General features: G+C 59.6%; 20 protein-coding genes. 10 read left to right on the top strand and 10 right to left on the bottom strand.

Going from position 1 to position 23883, the window contains the following annotated elements:
- Positions 1-63: 63 nt before the first annotated feature.
- A complete protein-coding gene (prpF, locus tag AC07OG_RS10860) occupies positions 64-1254 on the top strand; it encodes a 2-methylaconitate cis-trans isomerase PrpF (RefSeq protein ID WP_495067009.1) in 1191 nt (396 codons plus the stop codon).
- Positions 1255-1388: 134 nt separating this feature from the next.
- On the opposite strand, the gene ppsR is transcribed toward prpF, so the two are convergent.
- Positions 1389-2207 (bottom strand): posphoenolpyruvate synthetase regulatory kinase/phosphorylase PpsR, encoded by an 819-nt coding sequence (gene ppsR / locus AC07OG_RS10855; protein WP_060539823.1) that lies wholly within the window; start codon positions 2205-2207, stop codon positions 1389-1391.
- A 174-nt stretch (positions 2208-2381) separates the two neighbouring features.
- On the opposite strand from ppsR, the gene ppsA reads away from it, so the two are divergent.
- From ppsA to AC07OG_RS10815, 8 genes are all read left to right on the top strand, one after another.
- Positions 2382-4757 (top strand): phosphoenolpyruvate synthase, encoded by a 2376-nt coding sequence (ppsA, locus tag AC07OG_RS10850; RefSeq protein WP_060539822.1) that lies wholly within the window; start codon positions 2382-2384, stop codon positions 4755-4757.
- Positions 4758-4853: 96 nt separating this feature from the next.
- Complete coding sequence (locus AC07OG_RS10845; protein ID WP_495067008.1) at positions 4854-5843, top strand: alpha/beta fold hydrolase; 990 nt, start codon at positions 4854-4856, stop codon at positions 5841-5843.
- A gap of 137 nt (positions 5844-5980) precedes the next feature.
- On the top strand, positions 5981-6472 hold the full coding sequence (gene rraA, locus AC07OG_RS10840; RefSeq protein ID WP_495067007.1) for a ribonuclease E activity regulator RraA: 492 nt from the start codon (positions 5981-5983) through the stop codon (positions 6470-6472).
- Between the two features lie 24 nt (positions 6473-6496).
- Positions 6497-7492, top strand: coding sequence for a zinc transporter ZntB (locus AC07OG_RS10835; protein WP_495067006.1), 996 nt, complete (start codon positions 6497-6499; stop codon positions 7490-7492).
- Positions 7493-7555: 63 nt separating this feature from the next.
- Complete coding sequence (locus tag AC07OG_RS10830) at positions 7556-7804, top strand: hypothetical protein (RefSeq protein ID WP_008048593.1); 249 nt, start codon at positions 7556-7558, stop codon at positions 7802-7804.
- A 2-nt stretch (positions 7805-7806) separates the two neighbouring features.
- Complete coding sequence (locus AC07OG_RS10825) at positions 7807-8631, top strand: mechanosensitive ion channel family protein (protein WP_060539818.1); 825 nt, start codon at positions 7807-7809, stop codon at positions 8629-8631.
- Positions 8632-8724: 93 nt separating this feature from the next.
- On the top strand, positions 8725-9315 hold the full coding sequence (gene sigX / locus AC07OG_RS10820; protein ID WP_032834987.1) for an RNA polymerase sigma factor SigX: 591 nt from the start codon (positions 8725-8727) through the stop codon (positions 9313-9315).
- A gap of 107 nt (positions 9316-9422) precedes the next feature.
- Complete coding sequence (locus AC07OG_RS10815; protein WP_495067005.1) at positions 9423-10451, top strand: OmpA family protein; 1029 nt, start codon at positions 9423-9425, stop codon at positions 10449-10451.
- A gap of 87 nt (positions 10452-10538) precedes the next feature.
- Here the strand turns inward: AC07OG_RS10815 and cobA are convergent, their stop codons facing one another.
- The 8 genes from cobA to AC07OG_RS10775 form a co-directional block, all read right to left on the bottom strand.
- Entirely contained in the window at positions 10539-11297 is a 759-nt protein-coding gene (gene cobA, locus AC07OG_RS10810) for a uroporphyrinogen-III C-methyltransferase (RefSeq protein WP_495067004.1), read from the bottom strand.
- Positions 11298-11308: 11 nt separating this feature from the next.
- Positions 11309-14023: a nitrate reductase gene (locus AC07OG_RS10805; RefSeq protein ID WP_495067003.1), complete on the bottom strand. Its 2715-nt coding sequence runs from the start codon at positions 14021-14023 to the stop codon at positions 11309-11311.
- Positions 14023-14337, bottom strand: a complete 315-nt coding sequence (gene nirD, locus AC07OG_RS10800) for a nitrite reductase small subunit NirD (protein ID WP_060539814.1) — start codon at positions 14335-14337, stop codon at positions 14023-14025. Before nirD ends, AC07OG_RS10805 begins: the two co-directional genes overlap by 1 nt.
- Positions 14334-16787, bottom strand: a complete 2454-nt coding sequence (gene nirB, locus AC07OG_RS10795; protein ID WP_495067002.1) for a nitrite reductase large subunit NirB — start codon at positions 16785-16787, stop codon at positions 14334-14336. Before nirB ends, nirD begins: the two co-directional genes overlap by 4 nt.
- A gap of 326 nt (positions 16788-17113) precedes the next feature.
- Positions 17114-18784 (bottom strand): bifunctional protein-serine/threonine kinase/phosphatase, encoded by a 1671-nt coding sequence (locus AC07OG_RS10790; protein WP_495067001.1) that lies wholly within the window; start codon positions 18782-18784, stop codon positions 17114-17116.
- 7 nt (positions 18785-18791) lie between these two features.
- Positions 18792-20003: a nitrate/nitrite transporter gene (locus tag AC07OG_RS10785; protein ID WP_060539811.1), complete on the bottom strand. Its 1212-nt coding sequence runs from the start codon at positions 20001-20003 to the stop codon at positions 18792-18794.
- 317 nt (positions 20004-20320) lie between these two features.
- Positions 20321-20896: an ANTAR domain-containing response regulator gene (locus AC07OG_RS10780; protein ID WP_060539810.1), complete on the bottom strand. Its 576-nt coding sequence runs from the start codon at positions 20894-20896 to the stop codon at positions 20321-20323.
- A 15-nt stretch (positions 20897-20911) separates the two neighbouring features.
- A complete protein-coding gene (locus AC07OG_RS10775; protein WP_218424517.1) occupies positions 20912-22123 on the bottom strand; it encodes a CmpA/NrtA family ABC transporter substrate-binding protein in 1212 nt (403 codons plus the stop codon).
- Positions 22124-22352: 229 nt separating this feature from the next.
- On the opposite strand from AC07OG_RS10775, the gene AC07OG_RS10770 reads away from it, so the two are divergent.
- A complete protein-coding gene (locus tag AC07OG_RS10770) occupies positions 22353-23372 on the top strand; it encodes a quinone-dependent dihydroorotate dehydrogenase (RefSeq protein ID WP_060539808.1) in 1020 nt (339 codons plus the stop codon).
- Positions 23373-23561: 189 nt separating this feature from the next.
- Here the strand turns inward: AC07OG_RS10770 and rmf are convergent, their stop codons facing one another.
- Positions 23562-23777, bottom strand: coding sequence for a ribosome modulation factor (rmf, locus tag AC07OG_RS10765; protein ID WP_003223300.1), 216 nt, complete (start codon positions 23775-23777; stop codon positions 23562-23564).
- Between the last annotated feature and the right edge of the window lie 106 nt (positions 23778-23883).

The raw sequence follows: 23883 nt of genomic DNA, 5'->3' as shown, positions 1-23883 counted from the left end.
AGGCTGTACAGACATGGGACCTTGGGTCCCATGTCTGTTTCTGGATTAGGAGAGACGAGCATCATGGCTCATGCACCACAGATCAAAGTCCCTGCCACCTACATGCGTGGCGGCACCAGCAAAGGCGTATTTTTCAGCCTGCAAGACCTGCCTGAAGCAGCTCAGGTTCCCGGCCCGGCCCGCGATGCCCTGTTGCTGCGCGTGATCGGCAGCCCCGATCCTTACGACAAGCAAATCGACGGCATGGGCTGCGCAACTTCCAGCACCAGCAAAACCGTGATCCTGTCCAAAAGCATCAAGGCCGATCACGACGTCGACTACCTGTTCGGTCAGGTTTCCATCGACAAGCCATTCGTGGACTGGAGCGGCAACTGCGGCAACCTGACGGCTGCAGTCGGCTCGTTCGCCGTCAGCAATGGCCTGATCGATGCCAGCCGCGTTCCGCACAACGGCGTGGCCGTGGTTCGCGTGTGGCAGGCCAACATCGGCAAGACCATCATCGCTCACGTGCCGATCACCAACGGTGAAGTGCAGGAAACCGGCGATTTCGAACTCGACGGCGTGACCTTCCCGGCTGCCGAAGTGCAGATCGAATTCCTCGATCCGGCTGCGGAAGAAGAGGGCGGTGGCGGTTCGATGTTCCCTACCGGCAACCTGGTGGATGACCTGGAAGTACCCGGCGTGGGCACCTTCAAGGCCACCATGATCAACGCCGGCATCCCGACGATTTTCGTCAATGCCGAAGATATCGGCTACACCGGTACCGAGCTGCAGGGCGCGATCAACGGCGACCCGAAAGCGTTGCTGATGTTCGAAACCATCCGTGCTTATGGCGCGTTGCGCATGGGGCTGATTTCCAATATCGACGAAGCGGCCAAGCGCCAACATACGCCGAAGGTGGCTTTCGTGGCCAAGCCTGCGGACTACGTGGCATCGAGCGGCAAGGCGATTGCGGCCGGTGATGTCGACCTGCTGGTGCGTGCACTGTCCATGGGCAAGCTGCACCACGCAATGATGGGCACCGCTGCGGTGGCCATCGGTACGGCGGCGGCTATTTCCGGCACCTTGGTCAATCTCGCTGCCGGTGGTATCGAACGCAATGCGGTGCGTTTCGGTCATCCGTCGGGCACCCTGCGTGTCGGCGCCGAGGCCAGCCTGGTGAACGGCGAGTGGACCGTGAACAAAGCCATCATGAGCCGCAGTGCGCGGGTGTTGATGGAAGGTTATGTTCGCGTTCCTGGCGACTCGTTCTAACTGACGCCTATCCCTGTAGGAGCGAGCCTGCTCGCGATGAATGCAAAGATAACGCGGGCATTCAGAACGCACGCGTTATCGTTGAAGTCCATCGCGAGCAGGCTCGCTCCTACAGGGTGTGCAGTGAAGCTATTTCACTTGAACCGCCGCTCTACACCTTTCTCCACCAGAATTTTCGCCGAAATCTCTTCCACCGAAAAATGTGTGGAGTTGATGTGCGGGATGTTCTCGCGACGGAACAGGTTCTCCACTTCGCGCACTTCGAATTCACACTGGGCGTAGCTCGAATAGCGGCTGTTGGGTTTGCGCTCGTTGCGGATCGCGGTGAGGCGGTCCGGGTCGATGGTCAGGCCGAACAGCTTGTGCTGGTGGGCGCGCAGGGCACTTGGCAGGGTCAGGCGTTCCATGTCGTCTTCGGTCAGCGGGTAGTTGGCGGCGCGGATGCCGAACTGCATGGCCATGTACAGGCAGGTTGGGGTCTTGCCGCACCGCGAAACGCCCACCAGGATCAAGTCGGCCTTGTCGTAATAGTGCGTGCGGGCCCCGTCGTCGTTGTCGAGGGCGAAGTTCACCGCTTCGATGCGCTCCATGTAATTGGAGTTGGTGCCGATGGAGTGGGACTTGCCGACAGTGTAGGAAGAGTGCTCGGTGAGTTCCTGTTCCAGTGGTGCCAGGAAGGTCGAGAAAATGTCGATCATGAAACCATTCGAGGTTGCGAGAATCTCACGAATGTCCTGATTGACGATGGTGTCGAAGATGATCGGGCGAAAGCCATCGTTTTCGGCGGCTTTATTGATTTGCTGGACCATTGCCCGCGCCTTGTCGACGTTGTCGATGTACGGTCGGGTGAATTTGCTGAAGGTGATGTTTTCGAACTGCGCCAGAAGGCTTTGGCCCAGCGTTTCGGCGGTAATGCCGGTGCCATCGGAAATAAAGAAAGCAGATCGTTTCATTTGCACCTTGGGCCTTAAGCTCATGACGATTTTTCGATATGATAGGCGCGATTTGCAGGCCGCCAATGGCCTGCATTCTCACTTATTTTCCAGGTCCAGGCCATACAGCTGGCAAACGCTCCCTTGAGCAGCCGGTTCCTGAGCTTTTCCAACACAGTTAGTGGAGAGATCACCTTGGTAGAGTACGTAGTTTCCCTCGACAAGCTCGGCAAAGACGACGTTGAGCACGTGGGGGGCAAGAACGCATCCCTGGGCGAGATGATCAGCAACCTTGCAGGTGCCGGTGTATCGGTACCCGGTGGCTTCGCCACGACCGCTCAGGCTTATCGTGATTTCCTGGAACTGAGCGGCCTGAACGATCAGATCCATGCCGCCCTCGACGCCCTGGACGTCGACGATGTCAATGCCTTGGCTAAAACCGGTGCCCAGATCCGTCAATGGATCATGGAAGCCGAGTTCCCTGAAAAACTGAATGCCGAAATCCGCACCGCGTTCGCCGCGCTGTCGGCCGGCAACCCTGACATGGCCGTGGCCGTGCGCTCTTCGGCTACCGCCGAAGACTTGCCGGACGCTTCCTTCGCCGGTCAGCAGGAAACCTTCCTGAATATCCGTGGTGTCGAAAACGTCATTCGCGCCGCCAAAGAGGTGTTCGCGTCCCTTTTCAACGACCGCGCGATTTCCTACCGCGTGCACCAGGGTTTCGACCACAAGCTGGTTGCCCTGTCGGCCGGCGTTCAGCGCATGGTCCGTTCCGAAACCGGCACCGCCGGCGTGATGTTCACCCTCGACACCGAGTCGGGCTTCCGTGACGTGGTGTTCATCACCGGCGCCTACGGCCTGGGTGAAACTGTCGTACAAGGCGCGGTGAACCCGGATGAGTTCTATGTCCACAAGGGCACGCTGGAAGCCGGTCGTCCGGCCATCCTGCGCCGCAATCTGGGCAGCAAGGCCATCAAGATGATCTACGGCGACGAAGCCAAGGCCGGTCGTTCGGTCAAGACCGTCGACGTGGACAAGGCCGAGCGCGCACGTTTCTGCCTGTCCGACGCTGAAGTCAGCGAACTGGCCAAACAGGCGATGATCATCGAAAAGCACTACAAGTGCCCGATGGACATCGAATGGGCCAAGGACGGTGACGACGGCAAGCTGTACATCGTGCAGGCCCGTCCGGAAACCGTGAAGAGCCGTACCCAGGCCAACGTCATGGAACGTTACCTGCTGAAAGAAACCGGCACTGTGCTGGTTGAAGGTCGCGCCATCGGCCAGCGCATCGGCGCCGGCAAGGTTCGCATCATCAAGGACGTGTCCGAGATGGACAAAGTCCAGCCTGGCGACGTACTGGTTTCCGACATGACCGACCCGGACTGGGAACCGGTCATGAAGCGCGCCAGCGCCATCGTTACCAACCGTGGCGGTCGTACTTGCCACGCGGCGATCATCGCCCGTGAGCTGGGCATTCCAGCGGTTGTCGGTTGCGGCAACGCCACCCAGCTGTTGAAAGACGGCCAGGGTGTGACCGTTTCCTGCGCTGAAGGCGACACCGGTTTCATCTTCGAAGGCGAACTGGGCTTCGATATCAAGAAGAACTCCGTGGACGCCATGCCCGATCTGCCGTTCAAGATCATGATGAACGTCGGTAACCCGGACCGTGCCTTTGACTTCGCACAGCTGCCGAACGCCGGTGTGGGCCTGGCCCGCCTGGAATTCATCATCAATCGCATGATCGGCGTGCACCCCAAGGCACTGTTGAACTACGACGGTCTGCCGCAAGAAATCAAGGAAAGCGTCGACAAGCGCATTGCCGGTTACAGCGATCCGGTCGACTTCTACGTCGACAAACTGGTCGAAGGCATCAGCACCCTGGCTGCAGCGTTCACGCCGAAAAAGGTCATCGTGCGTCTGTCGGACTTCAAGTCCAACGAATACGCGAACCTGATCGGCGGCAAGCTTTACGAACCGGAAGAAGAAAACCCGATGCTGGGCTTCCGCGGCGCTTCGCGTTACATCAGCGAATCGTTCCGTGACTGCTTCGAACTCGAGTGCCGCGCCCTCAAGCGCGTGCGCAACGAGATGGGCCTGACCAACGTCGAAATCATGGTGCCGTTCGTCCGTACCTTGGGCGAAGCCAGCCAAGTGATCGATCTGCTCGCCGAAAACGGTCTGGCTCGCGGTGAAAACGGTCTGCGTATCATCATGATGTGCGAACTGCCATCCAACGCGATCCTGGCAGAAGAGTTCCTCGAGTTCTTCGACGGCTTCTCGATTGGTTCCAACGACCTGACCCAGCTGACCCTGGGCCTGGACCGTGACTCCGGGATCATTGCGCACCTGTTCGACGAGCGTAACCCTGCGGTCAAGAAGCTGCTGGCCAATGCCATCGCTGCGTGCAACAAGGCCGGCAAATACATCGGTATCTGCGGTCAGGGTCCTTCGGACCACCCGGACCTGGCCAAGTGGCTGATGGAGCAGGGCATCGAAAGCGTTTCGTTGAACCCTGACTCCGTGCTGGAAACCTGGTTCTTCCTGGCTGAAGGTCAAGCGCAGGCTTGATGTAGTGTGAACGGGCCGCTCCCACATTGAGCGGCCCATTAGAAGTTCAAGCAGGGCGGGCTCCTCCGGATGCCGCCCTTTTTTGTGCAAGAGATTATGCAAAGCAGCAGCAACCTGTTTCCTGTCGCCCTGATCAGCGCTGAACGACGCGGTGATCTGAGCGAAGATGTCTATCGTTTGAAACCCGGTAACAGCCCTGACGGTACCGTCGAACTGGCTGTGACCCGCCTCGGCATGGCTGATGAACCCGCCTGCCGTGGCGTGCCGGTGATCCTGTTGCACGGCAGCTTTTCCAATCGCCGGTTCTGGTTTTCACCCAAGGGGCTTGGGCTCGGCGCTTATCTGGCTCGCCTGGGATTTGACGTGTGGATCGCCGAAATGCGCGGTCACGGCTTGTCTCGGCGTAATCAGGACTACCGCAACAATCGTGTCGCCGACTACGCGCGCTATGATCTGCCCGCCATTGGCGCGTTCGTGCGCGAGCAGAGTGGGCAGGCCCCGCACTGGATCGGTCATTCGCTGGGGGGGACTACCCTGGCAGCTGCATTGGGCGGCGAGTATATCGGTGAGCCAGTGGTGGCCTCGGCGGCGTTTTTTGGTACGCAAGTCAGCCGCAACTACTGGCCGTTGAAGATTCCACCCGTGGAGTGGGGCGGTCGCTTCATTCTCAAGCGTTTTGCCCAACTGTCAGGTTCGCGCCTCAAGCGCGGTCCGGAGGATGAGCCGATCGGCCTGGCCCTGGAAAGCATGCGCTGGTTTGGCCTGTTCGGGCGCTTTGGCGATGCGGACAAGGATTGGTGGGCCGGTCTGGCCAGCGTCCAGGTGCCGGTGCTGGCCATGAGTGCGGCCGGTGACCATCAGGACCCAGCGTGGGCCTGTCGCAAGTTGTTCGATCAGGTCGGTTCTGAGCACAAGCAATTTATCAATCTGGGTCATGAACAGGGTTTTGCTGACAATTTCGGTCACGTCGAAATGCTGGTGAGCAAGGCCGCCCAGAATGAAGTCTGGCCGTTGGTAGCGCGTTGGCTTGCCGATCCCCAGGCACCCTTGATGACTGAAAAAGCGGATTTTTCCAAGGTGATTTGAGTCTGCCGCTCTAACAAGGGCATTTCGCTCTGTTCGGCTTGCGGCTAAGATATGACGGATTGAGCTGTTCCGGTCACTTTCAGTGACTGAGTCATCACTGATGTTCGTGCTGTCTTCCTCTTTACAGGAGTTTCTCGATGAACCATTACCTCACGCCTGACCTGTGCGACGCTTATCCGGAGCTGGTGCAGGTGCTGGAGCCGATGTTCAGCAATTTTGGCGGCCGTGATTCCTTCGGCGGCGAAATCGTGACCATCAAGTGTTTCGAAGACAACTCGCTGGTCAAGGAGCAGGTTGAACTCAAGGGTAATGGCAAAGTCCTGGTGGTTGATGGTGGCGGCTCTCTGCGTCGCGCGCTGCTGGGCGACATGCTTGCCGAGAAGGCGGCCAAAAATGGCTGGGAAGGCATGGTGATCTACGGCTGCATCCGTGATGTGGACGTGATCGCGCAAACCGAACTGGGGGTTCAGGCGCTGGCCAGCCACCCAATGAAAACCGACAAGCGCGGCATTGGCGATCTCAACGTTGCCGTGACTTTCGCGGGCGTAACCTTCCACCCGGGCCAGTACGTTTATGCGGACAACAACGGCGTGATCATCTCGCCAAGCCCGCTCAAGATGCCTGAATAAAGTCCGATCAACAAAGGAATGCGGATGTTCGAGGAAGACAACGCGCAATGGGGCCTGGTGCATGCCTTGGTGCTGGACGGTAAAGGCGGCGCGCGTTCGATAGCCCGGACTGAACTCGACGACTTGCAGTTGCAGGCCCATGAAAGCCTGTGGCTGCACTGGGATCGCAGTCATCCGCAAACCCATACCTGGTTGCGTAAATCCAGTGGCCTGAGCGAGTTCAATTGCGATCTGTTGCTGGAAGAGAACACTCGACCGCGACTATTGCAACTGTCCGACAGCGAACTGCTGCTGTTTCTGCGCGGCGTTAATCTGAACCCTGGCGCCGAGCCGGAAGACATGGTCTCGGTTCGGATCTTCGGCTCGGCCCGGCGCGTCATTTCCCTGCGTTTGCGCCCATTGCGCGCCACCGAAGAGTTGCTGGTGCAGCTGGAGGCTGGCAAGGGGCCGAAAACAGCCTCCGAACTCATTCTTTACCTGGCGCAGTACCTCACCAACAAGGTGCAGGATCTGGTCAGCGATCTCTCCGAAGTGGTCGACGAGGAAGAAGAAAAACTCGATGCCGACGAACGGTATACCCCGGAGCACGGAGCGATTTTGCAGATCCGTCGTCGAGCCGCCGCGTTAAAACGCTTTCTCGCGCCGCAAAGGGATATTTTTGGCCAGCTGACACGGATAAAATTGCCCTGGTTTGTCGAAGACGATGGCGATTACTGGAACGAATTGAACAACAGCCTGACCCGTTATCTCGAGGAGCTGGAATTGACCCGCGAGCGGGTGGGGCTGGTCCTGGAGGCTGAAGACCGACGATTGAGCGTGCGCATGAACCGCACGATGTATCGCTTTGGTGTCATCACCGGGATTTTTTTGCCGATGAGTTTTCTTACCGGTCTTCTGGGGATCAACGTCGGCGGAATTCCATTCTCCGAGAGCCCCTATGGCTTCATGATTGCGTGCCTGATGATGATCTCGGTAGCGCTGGGACAGTGGTGGTTATTTCGGCGTTTGCGGTGGGTCTGAAGGTGAGTCATGTGACCCGGGCAAATCTGGCCGCGTCTTTCACAGACATCACGAGAGGTGCGTATGCACGATCCGTTTGAACAGTCTTTACGCGACATGCTCAATGCATCACCCTCCACCCGGGACGACGATGCGTGCCTTGGTCGCGTGCTGAAAACCGCCAACCGCCAGGTCGGCGCCGGTGATTTGTTCAGTCTGCTGGGCCGCTGGTTGCCCGCCCTGATGATCGCCTTGAACAATGGATCGGCCCATGTCGCGCCGGTATCCCGTCTACGTAAACCTGCCGCCCGCACCGCTGATAAGGCTGATTGAATATGGAACTTGATCTCTGGACTCAGAGCCTCGTCACTGCAATGACTGCGTTGTGGACCAAGGTTGCGAACTTCATCCCGAACCTGTTCGGCGCCCTGGTTGTGCTGCTGTTGGGCTTCGTCGTGGCGAAACTGCTGGACGCGTTGCTGTCCAAGTTGCTCGCCAAGCTTGGCCTTGATCGCCTGATGGGCGGTACTGGCCTGACCAAGTTGCTGTCCCGTGCGGGTCTTCAGGTACCGATCTCGACGTTGATCGGAAAAATCGTCTATTGGTTCGTTCTGCTTATTTTTCTGGTTTCTGCCGCAGAATCCCTTGGACTTGAGCGAGTTTCAGCTACGCTGGATATGCTAGCGTTGTATTTGCCGAAGGTATTCGGTGCGGCGCTGGTGCTGCTGGTGGGTGTCTTGCTGGCGCAACTGGCCAATGGGCTGGTACGCGGTGCGGCAGAAGGCGTAGGACTGGACTACGCTTCCGGGTTAGGGCGAATTGCTCAGGGCCTGGTGATTATCATCAGCATCTCGGTCGCGATCAGCCAGTTGGAGGTCAAGACTGACCTGCTCAACCATGTGATTGTGATTGTTTTGATCACCGTTGGTCTGGCAGTAGCGCTGGCAATGGGGCTGGGAAGCCGGGAAATAGCTGGACAGATTCTTGCAGGAATCTATGTGCGTGAGTTGTATCAGGTTGGGCAACAAGTACGTGTTGGCGAGGTCGAAGGCCAGATCGAAGAGATCGGCACGGTTAAAACCACATTGCTGACCGATGAGGGTGAGCTAGTCTCTCTTTCCAATCGGATCCTTCTTGAGCAGCATGTGAGTAGCCGCTAACCCGGCAAACCCTGCTAATGTATGCCGCCGCAAATTGCCTGCTGACGCTGGCGCTGCGGCGGACATTGACCTGAACTGTCGGCCCGACTTGTTTTGAATAAAGCCCAATCGTTATCCACGCGCTACGACCCCCGCGAGCTCTCTGATGAGGAGTTGGTCGCGCGCTCGCATACCGAGCTGTTTCACGTGACGCGCGCCTACGAAGAACTGATGCGGCGTTACCAGCGAACATTATTTAACGTGTGTGCACGATATCTTGGGAACGATCGCGATGCTGACGATGTCTGTCAGGAGGTCATGTTGAAGGTGCTGTATGGCCTGAAGAACTTCGAAGGTAAATCGAAGTTCAAGACATGGCTCTATAGCATCACGTACAACGAGTGCATCACGCAGTATCGGAAAGAACGGCGAAAGCGTCGCTTGATGGACGCGTTAAGTCTTGACCCCCTTGAGGAAGCGTCCGAAGAAAAGACGCCGAAACCCGAGGAAAAGGGTGGACTTGATCGCTGGTTGGTGTATGTGAATCCGATTGACCGTGAAATTCTGGTGCTACGATTTGTCGCAGAGCTGGAATTTCAAGAGATCGCGGATATCATGCATATGGGATTGAGTGCGACAAAAATGCGGTACAAACGTGCTCTAGATAAATTGCGTGAGAAATTTGCAGGCATTGCTGAAACTTAGTTCAGCGCAAATATCTCTTACGTGTAGGCAAGTTCTGTTAGACTTGCCGCCGAGTTGTCCCCCGGTTTGCGGGACTGCTTCACAATCACCAGATGGGGATTTAACGGATGAAACTGAAAAACACCTTGGGCTTGGCCATTGGTTCTCTTATTGCCGCCACTTCCTTCGGCGCTCTGGCACAAGGCCAAGGCGCAGTTGAAATCGAAGGCTACGCGAAGAAGCAATATTTCGATACCGACCGTAACTTCCGGAACGACGGCATCCTGCCGGGTGGTTCCATCGGTTACTTCCTGACTGACGACGTTGAACTGCGTCTGTCCTACGACGAAGTCCACAACGCTGTGACCGACGATGGCCAGAACGTTAAAGGCGCCAACACCGCCCTGGACGCTCTGTACCACTTCAACAACCCAGGCGACATGGTACGTCCTTACGTCTCGGGCGGTTTCTCCGACCAGAGCATCGACCAGAACGGCTCGGGCGGTCGTAACCGTTCCACCTTCGCCAACGTTGGCGGCGGTGCCAAGCTGTACTTCACCGACAACTTCTACGCCCGTGCTGGCGTTGAAGCTCAGTACAACATCGACCAGGGCAACACCGAGTGGGCTCCTAGCGTCGGTATCGGTGTGAACTTCGGTGGCGGCAACAAGCCTGCTGCTCCGGTTCCAGCTCCAGAAGTTTGCTCCGACAGCGACAACGACGGCGTTTGCGACAACGTTGACAAGTGCCCGGACACCCCAGCCAACGTAACTGTTGACGCTGACGGCTGCCCAGCAGTTGCTGAAGTTGTTCGTGTTGAGTTGGACGTCAAATTTGACTTCGACAAGTCGGTAGTCAAAGAAAACAGCTACGGCGACATCAAGAACCTGGCTGACTTCATGAAGCAGTACCCAGCCACCACCACTACTGTTGAAGGTCACACTGACTCCGTCGGTCCTGACGCTTACAACCAGAAACTGTCTGAGCGTCGTGCAAACGCCGTTAAACAAGTTCTGACCAACCAGTACGGTGTTGAATCGTCCCGCGTTCAGTCTGTTGGCTACGGCGAATCCCGCCCAGTTGCTGACAACAAAACTGACGCTGGCCGCGCTGTAAACCGTCGCGTAGAAGCGCAGGTTGAAGCTCAAGCTAAGTAATTAGCTCGCAGCTCTGAGAAAAGCCCGGCTTAGGCCGGGCTTTTCTTTGCCTGGGATTTGATCAACCGAAGCTGAGTCGGACAGGTTTCAGGCTGGCTGGCAGGCCTTCATCGCGGGCAAGTCACACAGAGAGGGCTCTGCATGGGCCGCCACAGCACCGATCACTAGGATAGCCGGGCTCTTGAGTTGGAAGATGTAGGAATCTTCTTCCATTGCTGTAAGGCTGCTCCGGCATTCCCTTTGATGGGGCAGGGAGGCGTTCTCAATCATCGCCACTGGCGTATCCGCCGCCATTCCACCTGCCAGCAATTGCTCGCGAATCTCGCTCAATTTCGCCACGCCCATGTAAACCACCAGGGTCGTACCGCCCTGGGCCAATGCCTGCCAGTTGAGGCTGCTGTCGTCCTGGGTGTGAGCGGTCACCAGCGTTACCCCGCGGGCAACGCCGCGCAAGGTCAAAGGGATGTCGCATTGCGTCGCGCCAGCAAGCCCGGCGGTGATGCCGTTGACCAGCTCGACTTCCACTCCCTGCTCGCGCAGCCATTGCGCTTCTTCACCACCACGACCAAAGATGCACGGGTCACCCCCCTTGAGCCGCACCACGCATTTGCCTTGGCGGGCATAACGCAGCATCAATCGATGAATGAATGCCTGCGGCGTGGAGCGACAGCCACCGCGCTTGCCCACCGCAATGATCCGCGCTTGAGGGCAATGCTCCAGGATCGCGTTGTTGACCAGGTCGTCGATCAGCACCACTTGCGCTTCTCTCAATGCGCGTACCGCCTTGAGGGTCAGTAATTCCGGATCGCCAGGGCCCGCACCCACCAGCCAGACTTTTGCGCTCATAGTGTTGCTCCTCACGAGTTGACGGCGATCGGCTGGGCAGAGACTGCCAGCAATCGCTTGATTTCCGGAATGCAGGACCCGCACTGCGTACCGCAGCCCAGTTCCTGTTTGAGCCCCTGCAGGTCCAGGCCACGACTGATGCTGGCGCAAATCGCGTTTTGGCTGACGTTCTTGCAGTTGCAAAGGGTTTTGTTGCCGTTTGATGCCAAGGCATTGCCCGGTGGCACGCTCAGCGGCGCGAGCAACCAGCGACGCAGCTGTTCGTCGGCGCTTCCTTCGAGCCACAGGCCTTGCAGCCAGTGCTGGGCGAGGGTTTCACCGGCCAGGCGAATCGCGGTGATGCGGCCATTCTCGATGCGCACCCGTTTGCCAATGGAGCGTCGCGGGTCGTCGTAGGCCAGCACCGGCCCGCTGTTCAATCCCAGGCACTGATCAATGTCTGCCAATAGCTGTGGCGGCGGCGCTGACGTGCTGGCAGCGCGTATGAGCAATGCTGGGCGTTCACGGCCGGCGAGGCTGAGGCTGGCATAGGAAAACGCCTCACAGAGTGGGCGCAGTGCCTCGAAATGCCGTTGAACGTCACCTTCGATGAGGGCGAACAATTGCCATGGCAGTTGCACAGGCTCCAGGCGTACGCCGCTGTGCTTGAGTTCGGGCTGTTTTGACAACGGATCGAAAGCGGCAAGGGTCAGACTGTTCACGCCGCCCTTGAGAAAGCGGTCACCAAAGTGCATCGGCAGAAAAGCCTGGCCGGGGCGTACGCTGTCGTCGCTGCCGACCGGCACGATCACCGCACCGCGACGGCTTTTCAGGCTGACCAGATCTCCGGATTGCAGGCGATGCCGACGCAACTCATCCGGGTGCAGGCTCAAAACGGCTTCGCTGACATGGCCAAATAGTTGTGCAGCTGTGCCAGTGCGGCTCATTCCGTGCCATTGATCGCGCAGGCGGCCGGTGATCAGGGTCAGCGGAAAACGCGCATCGCGCTGTTCTTTGGCGGCGCGATAGGGATCGGCAACAAACTGCGCCCGCCCGCTGGGGGTCGGAAAAATTCCGTCGATATACAGCCGGGCCGTGCCCTCGCTGGCACCCACAGGGAAGGGCCATTGTTGCGGACCAAGACGGTCGATCAGGTCGTGACTGATACCGGACAGGTCCAGGTCGCGGCCATGGGTCAGTTGCTTGAATTCATCGAACACCTGAGTCGGGGTTTCAAACGCGAACAGACCGGGTTGGCCGGGACGCAGATGTTTTTCCAGACGTTGTGCGAAATCTACGGTGATCGCCCAGTCTGGCCGTGCTGCACCCGGTGCGGCGATGGCCCGGCGGACGTGGGAAATGCGCCGTTCGGAGTTGGTCACCATGCCGTCTTTTTCACCCCAGCTGGCGGCGGGCAGCAGCAGATCGGCGAACGCTGCGGTTTCGGTGGTGCGAAAGGCTTCCTGCAACACCACGAATGGGCACGCTTGCAAGGCTTCGCGCACGGCGCTCTGGTCCGGCATCGATTGCGCCGGGTTGGTGCAGGCGATCCACAGGGCTTTGATTTTGCCGTTGCCGACCTGCTCGAACAGTTCGATGGCGCTGAGCCCCGGGTTCTCCGGGAGTTGCTCGACACCCCAGTAAGACGCTACCTGAGCACGGTGTTCAGGATTGGCAACTTCGCGATGGCCAGGCAGCAAATTGGACAAACTGCCAGTTTCCCTCCCGCCCATGGCGTTTGGTTGACCGGTCAACGAGAAAGGACCTGCACCAGGCCGTCCGATTTGCCCGGTGGCCAGATGCAGGTTGATCAGCGCACTGTTTTTCGCGCTGCCGGCGGTGGATTGATTCAGGCCCATACACCACAGCGACAGGAAGCTTTTCGAGGTCCCGACCCATTGGGCACACTCCTGCAGTTGCTCGATACCGATGCCGCACAGTTGCGAAACCATTTGCGGCGTGTAGTCGCGCACCAGGCTTTTGAGTTCGGCCAGACCTTCGGTATGGGCATTGATGAAATCGCGGTCGATCCAGTCTTCCCACAGCAGCAGGTGCAAGATCCCATGGAACAAGGCGACATCGGTGCCCGGTAAAATCGCCAGATGCAGGTCAGCCAGATCGCAGGTGTCGGTACGCCGTGGGTCGATGACGATGACTTTCATCTGTGGACGGCGGGATTTGGCTTCTTCCAGGCGACGAAACAGTACCGGATGGGCGTAGGCCATATTACTGCCAACGATCATCACGCAATCGCTCAGTTCGAGGTCTTCGTAGCTGCAAGGTGGTGCGTCTGCGCCCAGGCTGCGCTTGTAGCCGACCACCGCCGAAGACATGCACAGGCGTGAGTTGCTGTCGATATTGTTGGTCCCCACCAACGCTCGCGCCAGCTTGTTGAAGGCGTAGTAATCCTCGGTCAGCAACTGCCCGGAGATATAGAACGCCACGCTATCCGGACCATGTTCGGCGATGGTTTGGGCAAACACGCTGGCGGCATGATCGAGGGCGCTGTCCCAATCGGTGCGAGCGCGGGCCAGGCCTTTGCCCAGACGCAATTCGGGGTACAAGGCCCGGGCCGTGAGGTCGCCCGTCAGGTGCAGGGTTGAGCCTTTGCTGCACAGTTTGCCGAAATTGGCCGGGTGGGCCGGATCGCCGCTGACGCCGAGGATGCGCTCGCCGTCATGCTCGATCAGCACCCCACAACCGACCCCGCAGTAACAGCAGGTGGACGCGGTGATCTGGCGGTTCATCAGCTTGCGTCCAGGGCCAGCATCACCCGGCCATTTTCGACCCGTGCCGGATGATGGTGGGCGCAGCCGATATCCGGCGCCTGGGCTTCGCCGCTTGCCAGGTCGATCTGCCAGTTGTGCAGCGGGCAGGCGACCCGCTTGCCGTAGATCAACCCTTGGGACAATGGCCCGCCCTTGTGCGGGCAGCGGTCATCGAGGGCGAAAACTTCGTCGTCGCTGGTACGGAAAATGGCGATGTCACCTTTCGGGCCGGCGACGATTCGCGAACCCAGGGCGTTGATTTCTTCCAGTGCGCAGATATCCAGCCAGTTCATGCCAGCACCTCCAGGTTCTTCACAGGGATGACGTCGAACTCCTTCTTCAGCAATGGCTGTTGCAGGCGTTCTTTCCACGGGTCTTGCTCGAACGACAGGGAGAACTGCAGACGCTCGTTGAGCGCTTTGCGGCGCTGTGGATCTTCCAGCACGGCTTTCTTGATGTGCTCCATGCCGACCCGTTGCAGGTAGTGCACGGTGCGTTCGAGATAGAAGGCCTCTTCGCGATAGAGCTGCAGGAAGGCGCCGTTGTACTCGCGTACTTCTTCGGCGGTTTTGAGCTTGACGAAGAACTCGGCGACCTCGGTCTTGATCCCGCCGTTGCCACCGATGTACATCTCCCAACCGGAATCCACACCGATAATTCCCACATCCTTGATACCCGCTTCCGAGCAGTTGCGCGGGCAACCGGAGACGGCCAGTTTCACTTTGTGCGGCGACCACATGTTGAACAGGTCATGTTCAAGCTCGATGCCCAGTTGGGTGGAGTTCTGCGTGCCAAAGCGGCAGAACTCGCTGCCGACGCAGGTCTTCACCGTGCGGATGGATTTGCCGTAGGCGTGGCCGGACGGCATGTCGAGATCCTTCCAGACTCCTGGCAGGTCCTGTTTTTTAATACCCAGCAAGTCGATGCGTTGCCCACCGGTAACCTTGACCATGGGCACGTTGTATTTGTCTGCCACGTCGGCAATGCGGCGCAATTCGGAAGGATTGGTCACTCCGCCCCACATCCTTGGCACTACAGAGTAGGTACCGTCTTTCTGAATGTTGGCGTGAGCCCGTTCGTTGATCAGGCGTGATTGCGGATCGTCCTTGGCCTCGCCCGGCCAGGTGGAAATCAGGTAGTAGTTGAGCGCCGGGCGACAGGTTGCACAGCCATTCGGCGTGCGCCAGTTCAAGTAGCCCATGGTGCCGGCAATGGTCAGCAGGTGCTGCTCACGGATGGCCTGGCGGATCTGTCCGTGATTGAGGTCGCTGCAGCCGCAAATGGCTTTTTCGCTTTTCGGCTTGACGTCGGCGGCGCCGCCCACGGTATTGATCAGGATCTGTTCCACCAGGCCCGCGCAGGAGCCGCAGGAGCTGGCGGCCTTGGTGTGTTTCTTGACCTCATCGACACTGAACAGCCCGTGCTCCTGAATCGCCTTGACGATGGTGCCCTTGCATACGCCGTTGCAGCCGCAGACCTCGGCACTGTCAGCCATGCTCATGGCCTTGTCCTGGCCCTGATGTCCGACGTCGCCTATAGCGTTTTCACCAAACATCAAGTGATCGCGGATTTCACCGATGCCGTGGTTCTCGCGGATTTGCCGGAAGTACCAGCCGCCATCGGCGGTATCGCCGTACAGGCAGGCCCCGACCAGCACGTCATCCTTGATCACCAGTTTTTTGTAGACCCCGCCGATCGGGTCGGAAAGGGTGATGGTCTCCGTGCCTTCACCGCCCATGAAGTCACCGGCGGAGAACAGGTCGATGCCGGTGACTTTCAGTTTGGTCGAGGTCACCGAGCCCTGATAACGGGCGAAACCCAGTTGTGCAAGGTGGTTGGCGCAGACCTTGGCCTGCTCGAACAGCGGTGCTACCAAGCCATAGGCGATGCCGCGGTGGCTGGCGCATTCGCCGATCGCATAGATCCGTGGGTCATAGGTTTGCAGGGTGTCGTTGACCAGAATCCCGCGGTTGCAGGGGATCCCGGATTTTTCCGCGAGTTCGGTGTTGGGGCGAATGCCGGCCGCCATGACCACCAGGTCGGCGGGGATGATCTCGCCGTTCTTGAACTCCACCGAGCCGACCCGGCCATTGCCGGCATCGTGCAGGGCCTTGGTTTGCTCGCACAGGCGAAAATGCAGGCCGCGCGCTTCAAGGGCCGATTGCAGCAGCAGGCCGCTGGTCTTGTCCAGTTGCCGTTCCAGCAGCCATTCACCGAGGTGCACTACGGTGACATGCATGCCCCGCAGCATCAGGCCGTTGGCGGCTTCCAGGCCGAGCAGGCCACCACCGATCACTACTGCGTGCTTGTGGGTTTTTGCGGTGTTGATCATGGCCTGGGTGTCGGCAATATCGCGGTAGCCGATCACACCCTCAAGGGTGTTGCCTGGAATCGGCAGGATGAAAGGGGTCGAACCGGTGGCGATCAGCAGGCGGTCGTACTCGGCCTCGCTGCCGTCTTCAGCGATGACCCGGCGTTTGACCCGGTCTATTTCCACCACTTTGCGGTTGAGCAGCAGCTTGATGTTGTTTTCCAGGTACCAGTCCAGGTCATTGAGCACGATCTCTTCGAAAGTCTGCTCGCCGGCCAGCACCGGTGACAGCAGGATGCGGTTGTAATTTGTGTGCGGTTCGGCGCCGAAGACCGTGATGTCGTACAGCTCATTGCTCAGCTTGAGCAGTTCTTCCAGGGTGCGAACCCCGGCCATGCCGTTGCCGATCATCACCAGTTTTAGTTTTTTCATCAGGTTCTCCGGGAGCTCAGACTCGCCTCATCAGGGCTGTTCAGGTCTTGCTCGACAAATTTTGCGCAAACAAAAAAAGGCGTCCCGCTAGTTGCCTAGCGAGGACGCCTTTGTCCTGGTCCCGTTCTCTCGGGAAGCGCAGCATTCGTCGTTGAAGGCTGGGCTTTATGTGTGGTGTAAAAAGTAATGCAGCGGCTGTGCCAAGTGCTGCTGGACCGCGGATTTATTGAGTTTGGGGGCATTCGTCGAAATGATTGCAGTGTTTTGTGCACTGATTCGAAGCGTGTCGCTCGTTCGTGGAGCGTCAGGTTGATGGTTCAGCGCTATCAGCCGTGAAACAGCAAAACCAGCAGCACCAGATTCACCACCAGCGACACCAGCGCCAACGTCCGCCACACCTTCAGCGGCTCGCGCTCCAGCAGCGGTCTGGGTCGTACGCTCAAGCTGCGGCGCTCGCCCTGTTCCATCAACAGCAGCCATTCTTCCGCCGTTTCAAAGCGCTGATCAGGATCCGCAGCCACGGCCCGCTCCAGGCTTTGGGCAATCCACTCCGGCAGGTCTGGTCTATAGCGCCCGGCGCTGACCGGCTGGCCGAAACGAGGGTGCTGGAATGCCTCGATTTCGCCGTAGGGAAAATGCCCGGTAAGCAGGAAGTAAAGGGTAACGCCGACGGAGTACAGGTCCTGCTGCGCTGTCGCAAGGTTGCCAAGAAACGCTTCCGGGGCGATGTAGCTCGGCGTCCCGGGCAGTTCGGTGGGGCGGTCTTCGCAGAGCCCTGGACAGTAGGCGAGACCGAAATCCAGCAGGCGCAATTCGCCGTCGTCTGCCAGCAGCAGGTTTTCCGGTTTGATATCGCGATGCAGTATCTGCCGGCGATGCAGCAAACCGACCGCTCGCAGCAAGCGCTCGGCCAGTTCCTGCCACTGGGCCAGCGGCAGCGGCCCGCCCTGATCGTACAGTTGCGCCAGCGTCGACCCGGCATATTCGCGCATCACATAGTACAAATGCTGACGCTGGCTGGCGGCATGGACTTCAGGGAAATGCCGTCCGGCCACGCGCTTGAGAAACCATTCCTCCGAGAGTAATGCTTGCCCGGCCTGGTGATCGTCGTGCATTCGCCCCGGCAGGGTTTTCAGCAGCCACGGTTGTTGCTGGGCGTCGCGTACCCGATAGAGCAGCGATTGCTGACTCTGCCCGAGTATTGTTTCGACTTGCCAGCCTTCGAAGAGCTGCCCGGGTTTCAGTGCCGGCGGCAGCGGCCATTGCTGCAAATGCATCAACGCGTCGCCGATGCTCGCCTCACCGAGCGCATCGACACGCACCAGCAAGGCGCTGGCGTTATCCTCGCTGCCGGCCAGATGCGCGGCCTTCACCAGGGTTTGCGCGGCGCTGTGCAGGTCCGGTTGGTCGCGCAGAATCGCGGCAATTGCGGTGTCGCCAAGCACGGCCCAGACACCGTCGCTGAGCAGCACGAAACTCTCATCCAGGCGCAGTTCGCCATCGAGGAAATCCAGCACCAGATGCTGATCGAGCCCCAGTGCGCGTTTGAGCACGTGCTGCATGCCCGGCTGGTCCCAGACGTGATCCTCGCTGATGCGTTGCAACTGGTCGGCATGCCAGCGATATACCCGGCAATCTCCGACGTGGGCCAGGGTGAAACGCCTGCCACGCATGACCAGCGCACTGACCGTGGTCAACAGCGGTTGGCCATTGCCATTGGCCTGCAGCCAGCGGTTCTGCGCCAGCAGCAGGCGATCCAGCGCCTGGGCAATGCCCCAGGTTTCCGGCGTGGCGTAGTAGTCCAGTGCCAAAGCCTGCAAGGTCGAACGGGCGGCGAGGCCGCCATCGGCACACTGGCTGACACCGTCGGCGATGGCGAACAGGTAACCTTTGCTCGCCGCCAGTGCCGGAGCGGGCGTGACCAGGCGCAGGGCGTCCTGGTTTTCATCGCGAGGGCCGATGGCACTGGCTTCGGCGAAACTCAGTTGCAGGCCCATGGCAGCGTCAGACCCGCGCCGCGGTTACGGCGGCCGAGCCCCAAGTGGTTCTCCAGCGCCGTTTTACGCCATGCAGGCCGAACCAGGCGAGGATGCCGAGGCTGGCGAACAACCACAGCGCCAGTTGATAGCTGCCGGTGCTCTGCTTGATCGCGCCCATGCCTGCGGCGAGAGCAAACCCGCCGATGCCGCCGGCCATGCCGATCAGGCCGGTCATTACCCCGATTTCCCGACGGAAGCGCTGCGGTACCAACTGGAATACCGCGCCGTTGCCTGCGCCCAAACCGAGCATGGTGCAGACGAAAAGCGCCAGAGCGGCGTAGGAACTTGGCAGATTGAAACCGACCAAGGCAATGCAAGTCGCCGCCACGGTGTACATCGCCAGCAGCGTGCGGATGCCGCCGAAACGGTCAGCCAGGGCACCGCCCAATGGGCGCATCAGGCTGCCACCGAATACGCAGGCAGCGGTGTAGTAGCCAGCGGTCACCGGGCTCAGGCCATACTGGTCGTTGAAGTAGCCGGGCAGGGCGCTGGCCAGGCCGATGAAACCGCCGAACGTCACGCTGTAGAAAAACATGAACCACCAGCTGTCGCGGTCACCCAGTGCCTTGAAGTAGTCGGCCATGGATTTGGCTTTGGGCCGCTCGGGCGCATTTTTCGCCAGCCAGGCGAAAACGATCAGGGTCAGGATCAGCGGAATCAGGGCAAAGCCGAACACATTGCTCCAACCGAATGCCGCCGCCAGCACCGGGGCGATCAAGGCTGCCAATACGGTGCCCGAATTGCCGGCACCGGCGATACCCAGGGCCTTGCCTTGATGCTGCGGTGGATACCATTGCGACGCCAGGGGCAGGGCGACAGCGAACGACGCACCGGCCATGCCCAGGAACAGGCCCAGCAACAGGGCTTGCTCGTAACTGTGGATGCCGAGTTTCCATGCGACGAACAGGGCGCAGATGACGATCACCTGGCCGATCAGCCCGGCAGTCTTTGGCGACAGGCGATCGGCCAGCATCCCCATGATAAAGCGCAATATGGCACCGGCCAGGATCGGCGTGGCCACCACCAGGCCTCGTTGTTGCGTGGTCAGGTGCAAGTCAGCGGCAATCTGCACCGCCAGTGGGCCGAGCAGATACCAGACCATGAAGCTCAGGTCGAAATAGAGAAAGGCCGCGAACAATGTCGGGGTATGGCCGGATTTCCAGAAGCTTGAATTCATCGCGCACCTCAGCTGTGAAGAGTCTCGAGAAGGAGTCAGGAGCTTGCAGGTGGGGCGCCTGTGGGCTGCACCACCGACCCCGAGCTGTGGGGCCAGAACGAAAAAACGCCGCCACCCGATTCGCCTTGGGCAAACGGGGTGAGCGACGTCTTTGTCGTAGGTGGGGCAACCGCCGTTGGTTACCTGTGGTTATTGCTTAGCCAGATTTGTGCCAACAGGTGGGGCTGAGGTGCGTCCTTCGCGAGCAAGCCCGCTCCCACTGGGAAAAATGTGGGAGTGGGCTTGCTCGCGAGGGGCAGGACATCCACTACAAGGCTTCAGCCCAACAACTCACTCATGGCAATGATCTGCTCCGCGACCTGAATCAGCTTCTGCTGGCGGCTCATGGCCTGGCGGCGCATCAGGGTGTAGGCCTCTTCCTCGTTGCAGTCCTTCATCTTCATCAGCAGGCCCTTGGCCAGCTCGATGCGCTTGCGCTCGGCCAGTTGCTGGTCGCGGGCATGCAATTGAGCGCGCAGGGCCTGGTCGCTTTCAAAACGCGCCATGGCTACGTCGAGAATGGGCTGCAAACGCTGTGCGTGAATACCTTCGACGATGTAGGCACTGACCCCGGACTTGATGGCCTGGCGCATCACGCCGGGGTCGTGCTCGTCGGTGAACATCACAATTGGCCGGGGCTGGTCGCGGGTCACCAGCACCACTTGCTCCATGACATCGCGCCCCGGTGACTCGGTATCGATCAGGATCACGTCCGGACGCACCGTTTCGACGCGTTCGGGCAGGTCGATGGTCAGGCCTGATTCGTCGATTACCTCGAACCCGGCTTCCGTCAGTGCCGCTTTCAGCCGCCCGACTTTCTTCGCCGTGTCGTTGATCAGCAGGATTCGCAACATATTTGCAGTCTCCTGTCAGTGGCTGGCGAGCAGCGGCGTGCTGTCGCTCATCGCGTGCAGCTTGAAACCACGGGCATAACCGGCCGGGTCTGTGCCGTCCCATATTTTGCCGTCAATCAACTGGCTGCGGCGCATTTCCTTGTCCGTGGCGGCAACGCCGACGGCATCGGCGGCCTGCCGATACAGGTCCAGTTGCTGCACCTGTCGGGCTACGGCAAGGTAGTCCGGATCGTCGCGCAATAACCCCCAGCGGCGGAACTGGGTCATGAACCACATGCCATCGGACAGGTACGGCAGATTGACCTCGCCATTGGCATGGAACCGCAGCGCATGCGGGTCCTGCCAGCGGTTGCCGAGACCATCGGCATAGTCGCCGAGCAGGCGCGGCTCGATAAACTCCAGTGGCGTGTCGAGGTATTGCGCGGCGCTGAGCAACTGCGCCGTGCTGCGACGGTTTTCCTGGCTTTGCTCGATAAACCGGCTGGCTTGCAGAATCGCCATCACCAGCGCCCGCGCGGTATTGGGGTATTGCTCGACGAAAGTACGGGTGCAAGCAAGGACTTTTTCCGGGTGATCGGGCCAGATCGCCTGGCTGGTGGTCAGGGTAAAACCGAGATCCTGTTGCACCGCGCTGGCGGACCAGGGCTCGCCGACGCAGAAACCGTCGATACGCCCTGCTTGCAGGTGCGCGATCATTTGCGGTGGCGGCACTACCACGCTATCGACATCCTGCAATGGGTGAATGCCCTGGCTGGCGAGCCAGTAATACAGCCACATGGCGTGAGTGCCGGTGGGGAAGGTCTGGGCGAAGGTGAGTTTTGAGCGAGTTTGGTGCACGTGCCGCTCGAGTGCTTCAGGACTGCTCACACCCTGCGTCTGCAATCCGTGGGAGAGGTTGATGCTCTGGCCATTCTGGTTGAGGCCCATCAGCACCGCCATGTCCGTCGCCGCCACGCCGCCGATACCCAGGTGCACGGCATACACCAGGCCGTACAGGCTGTGGGCGGCATCCAGTTCGCCGCTGACCAGCTTGTCCCGCAGGCCGGCCCAGGAGGATTGGCGCTTGAGGTTAAGGGTCAGCCCATAGGGTTGGGCAAAGCCCTGGGTGGCGGCGACCACAACCGATGCGCAATCGCTGAGGGCCATGAAACCGAGATTGATTTCGGTCTTTTCCGGGGCGTCGCTGCCGTTGACCCAGGCCAAGGGGGTGGTTGAGGGTTCGTTCATTGCTATGGCACCTTCAAAAAAAAGGCATCGCCCCAGGCCACTGCGTCCGCCAGGCCGGGTGACGACGCCATCGTCCTTGCACCTATCCCGCCATTGGCAAGGGTGCTGATTCCGGTAGAGGTGCAAGGCATATGCCATCGCTGGCTGATTTTCTCGTGCGCCTCGCTTGCAACCCTGATGCGCGGCTATAATCTGCCCCACTTTTCGTAGCCCTGAGTCCGACCTGCCCATGTACACCCTGGCCCGTCAGCTGTTGTTCAAACTTTCCCCGGAAACTTCCCACGATCTGTCCCTGGACCTGATCGGCGCAGGAGGACGCCTGGGGCTCAACAGCTTGTTGTGCAAGGCGCCGGCGAAGGTCCCGGTGAACGTCATGGGCCTGGACTTCCCCAACCCGGTGGGTCTGGCGGCCGGCTTGGACAAGAACGGCGCGGCCATCGACGGCTTCGCGCAACTGGGTTTCGGTTTTGTCGAAATCGGCACCATCACCCCGCGTCCACAGCCAGGCAATCCGAAACCGCGGTTGTTCCGCTTGCCGGAAGCCGAGGCGATCATCAATCGCATGGGCTTCAACAACCTTGGTGTCGATCACCTGCTGGCCCGAGTGGCGGCAGCCAAGTACAAGGGCGTGCTGGGCATCAACATCGGCAAGAACTTCGATACCCCGGTCGAGCGTGCGGTCGACGACTACCTGATCTGCCTGGACAAGGTCTACGCCCACGCCAGCTATGTGACGGTAAACGTCAGCTCGCCGAACACCCCGGGCCTGCGCAGCCTGCAATTTGGCGACTCTCTCAAGCAATTGCTCGCCGACCTGGCCGAGCGCCGCGCGGAGCTGGCGCTGCGCCATGGCAAACATGTACCGCTGGCGATCAAGATCGCGCCGGACATGACCGATGAAGAAACCGCGCAAGTTGCCCAGGCACTGATCGAAACCGGCATGGACGCGGTCATCGCCACCAACACCACCCTGAGCCGCGTAGGCGTCGAAGGCATGGAGTTTGGTGATGAGGCGGGTGGTTTGTCTGGCGCCCCGGTTCGCGACAAGAGCACCCACACGGTGAAAGTGCTGGCGGCGCAATTGGGTGGGCAGTTGCCGATCATCGCGGCGGGCGGCATTACCGAAGGCCGACACGCGGCGGAGAAAATCAGCGCGGGTGCGAGCCTGGTGCAGATCTACTCGGGTTTCATCTACAAAGGGCCGGCGTTGATTCGTGAATCCGTGGATGCCATCGCCGCCTTGCGCTGATCGCTTGGGGGAGCGTAACGCTGTTCACTCAAGCCCCCTCGCCACAATAGTTTGCTGCTGAGTTTTTGGCAGGCACAAAAAAGGGCTCCTTTAAGGAGCCCCTGGGCCGAAGCCCGCCGTCCGGATGGGACGTGCGTGGTTAATTCGATACTGATTCAGATTGTCGTGTCGGAGTGTTGTGCCCTGTGTTTAGCCGACGGCGTGAAGTTCGTTGAGTCTATGGATTCCCGCAGTGCCGGTCATACCGTCCCAGTTGTCGCCGCGTCCTTCTCGCCAGCCGTTAATCCAGGCTTGACGTACCGACGGTAGAGTAAATGGGCAAAGCTCACGGGATTTGCCACCAACGCCATATTGATATCCGCGCAAAAATGCTCTTTCCAACGGATCACGCTTAAGTCTTCTCATAGGGTGTAGCCCTCACTTGTTGACTGTTTTCATCGCGTTGACCTCGATCGAGGTCTGGCAGAAATACTCTGCCGTTGGGGCTCGTTGCCGGCGTGACGAGCCAAGG

Source organism: Pseudomonas sp. GW821-FHT09H03 (assembly GCF_059415945.1).
Note: the sequence above shows the minus strand (reverse complement) of the source record. Positions and strands in the feature narration are given on the sequence as shown.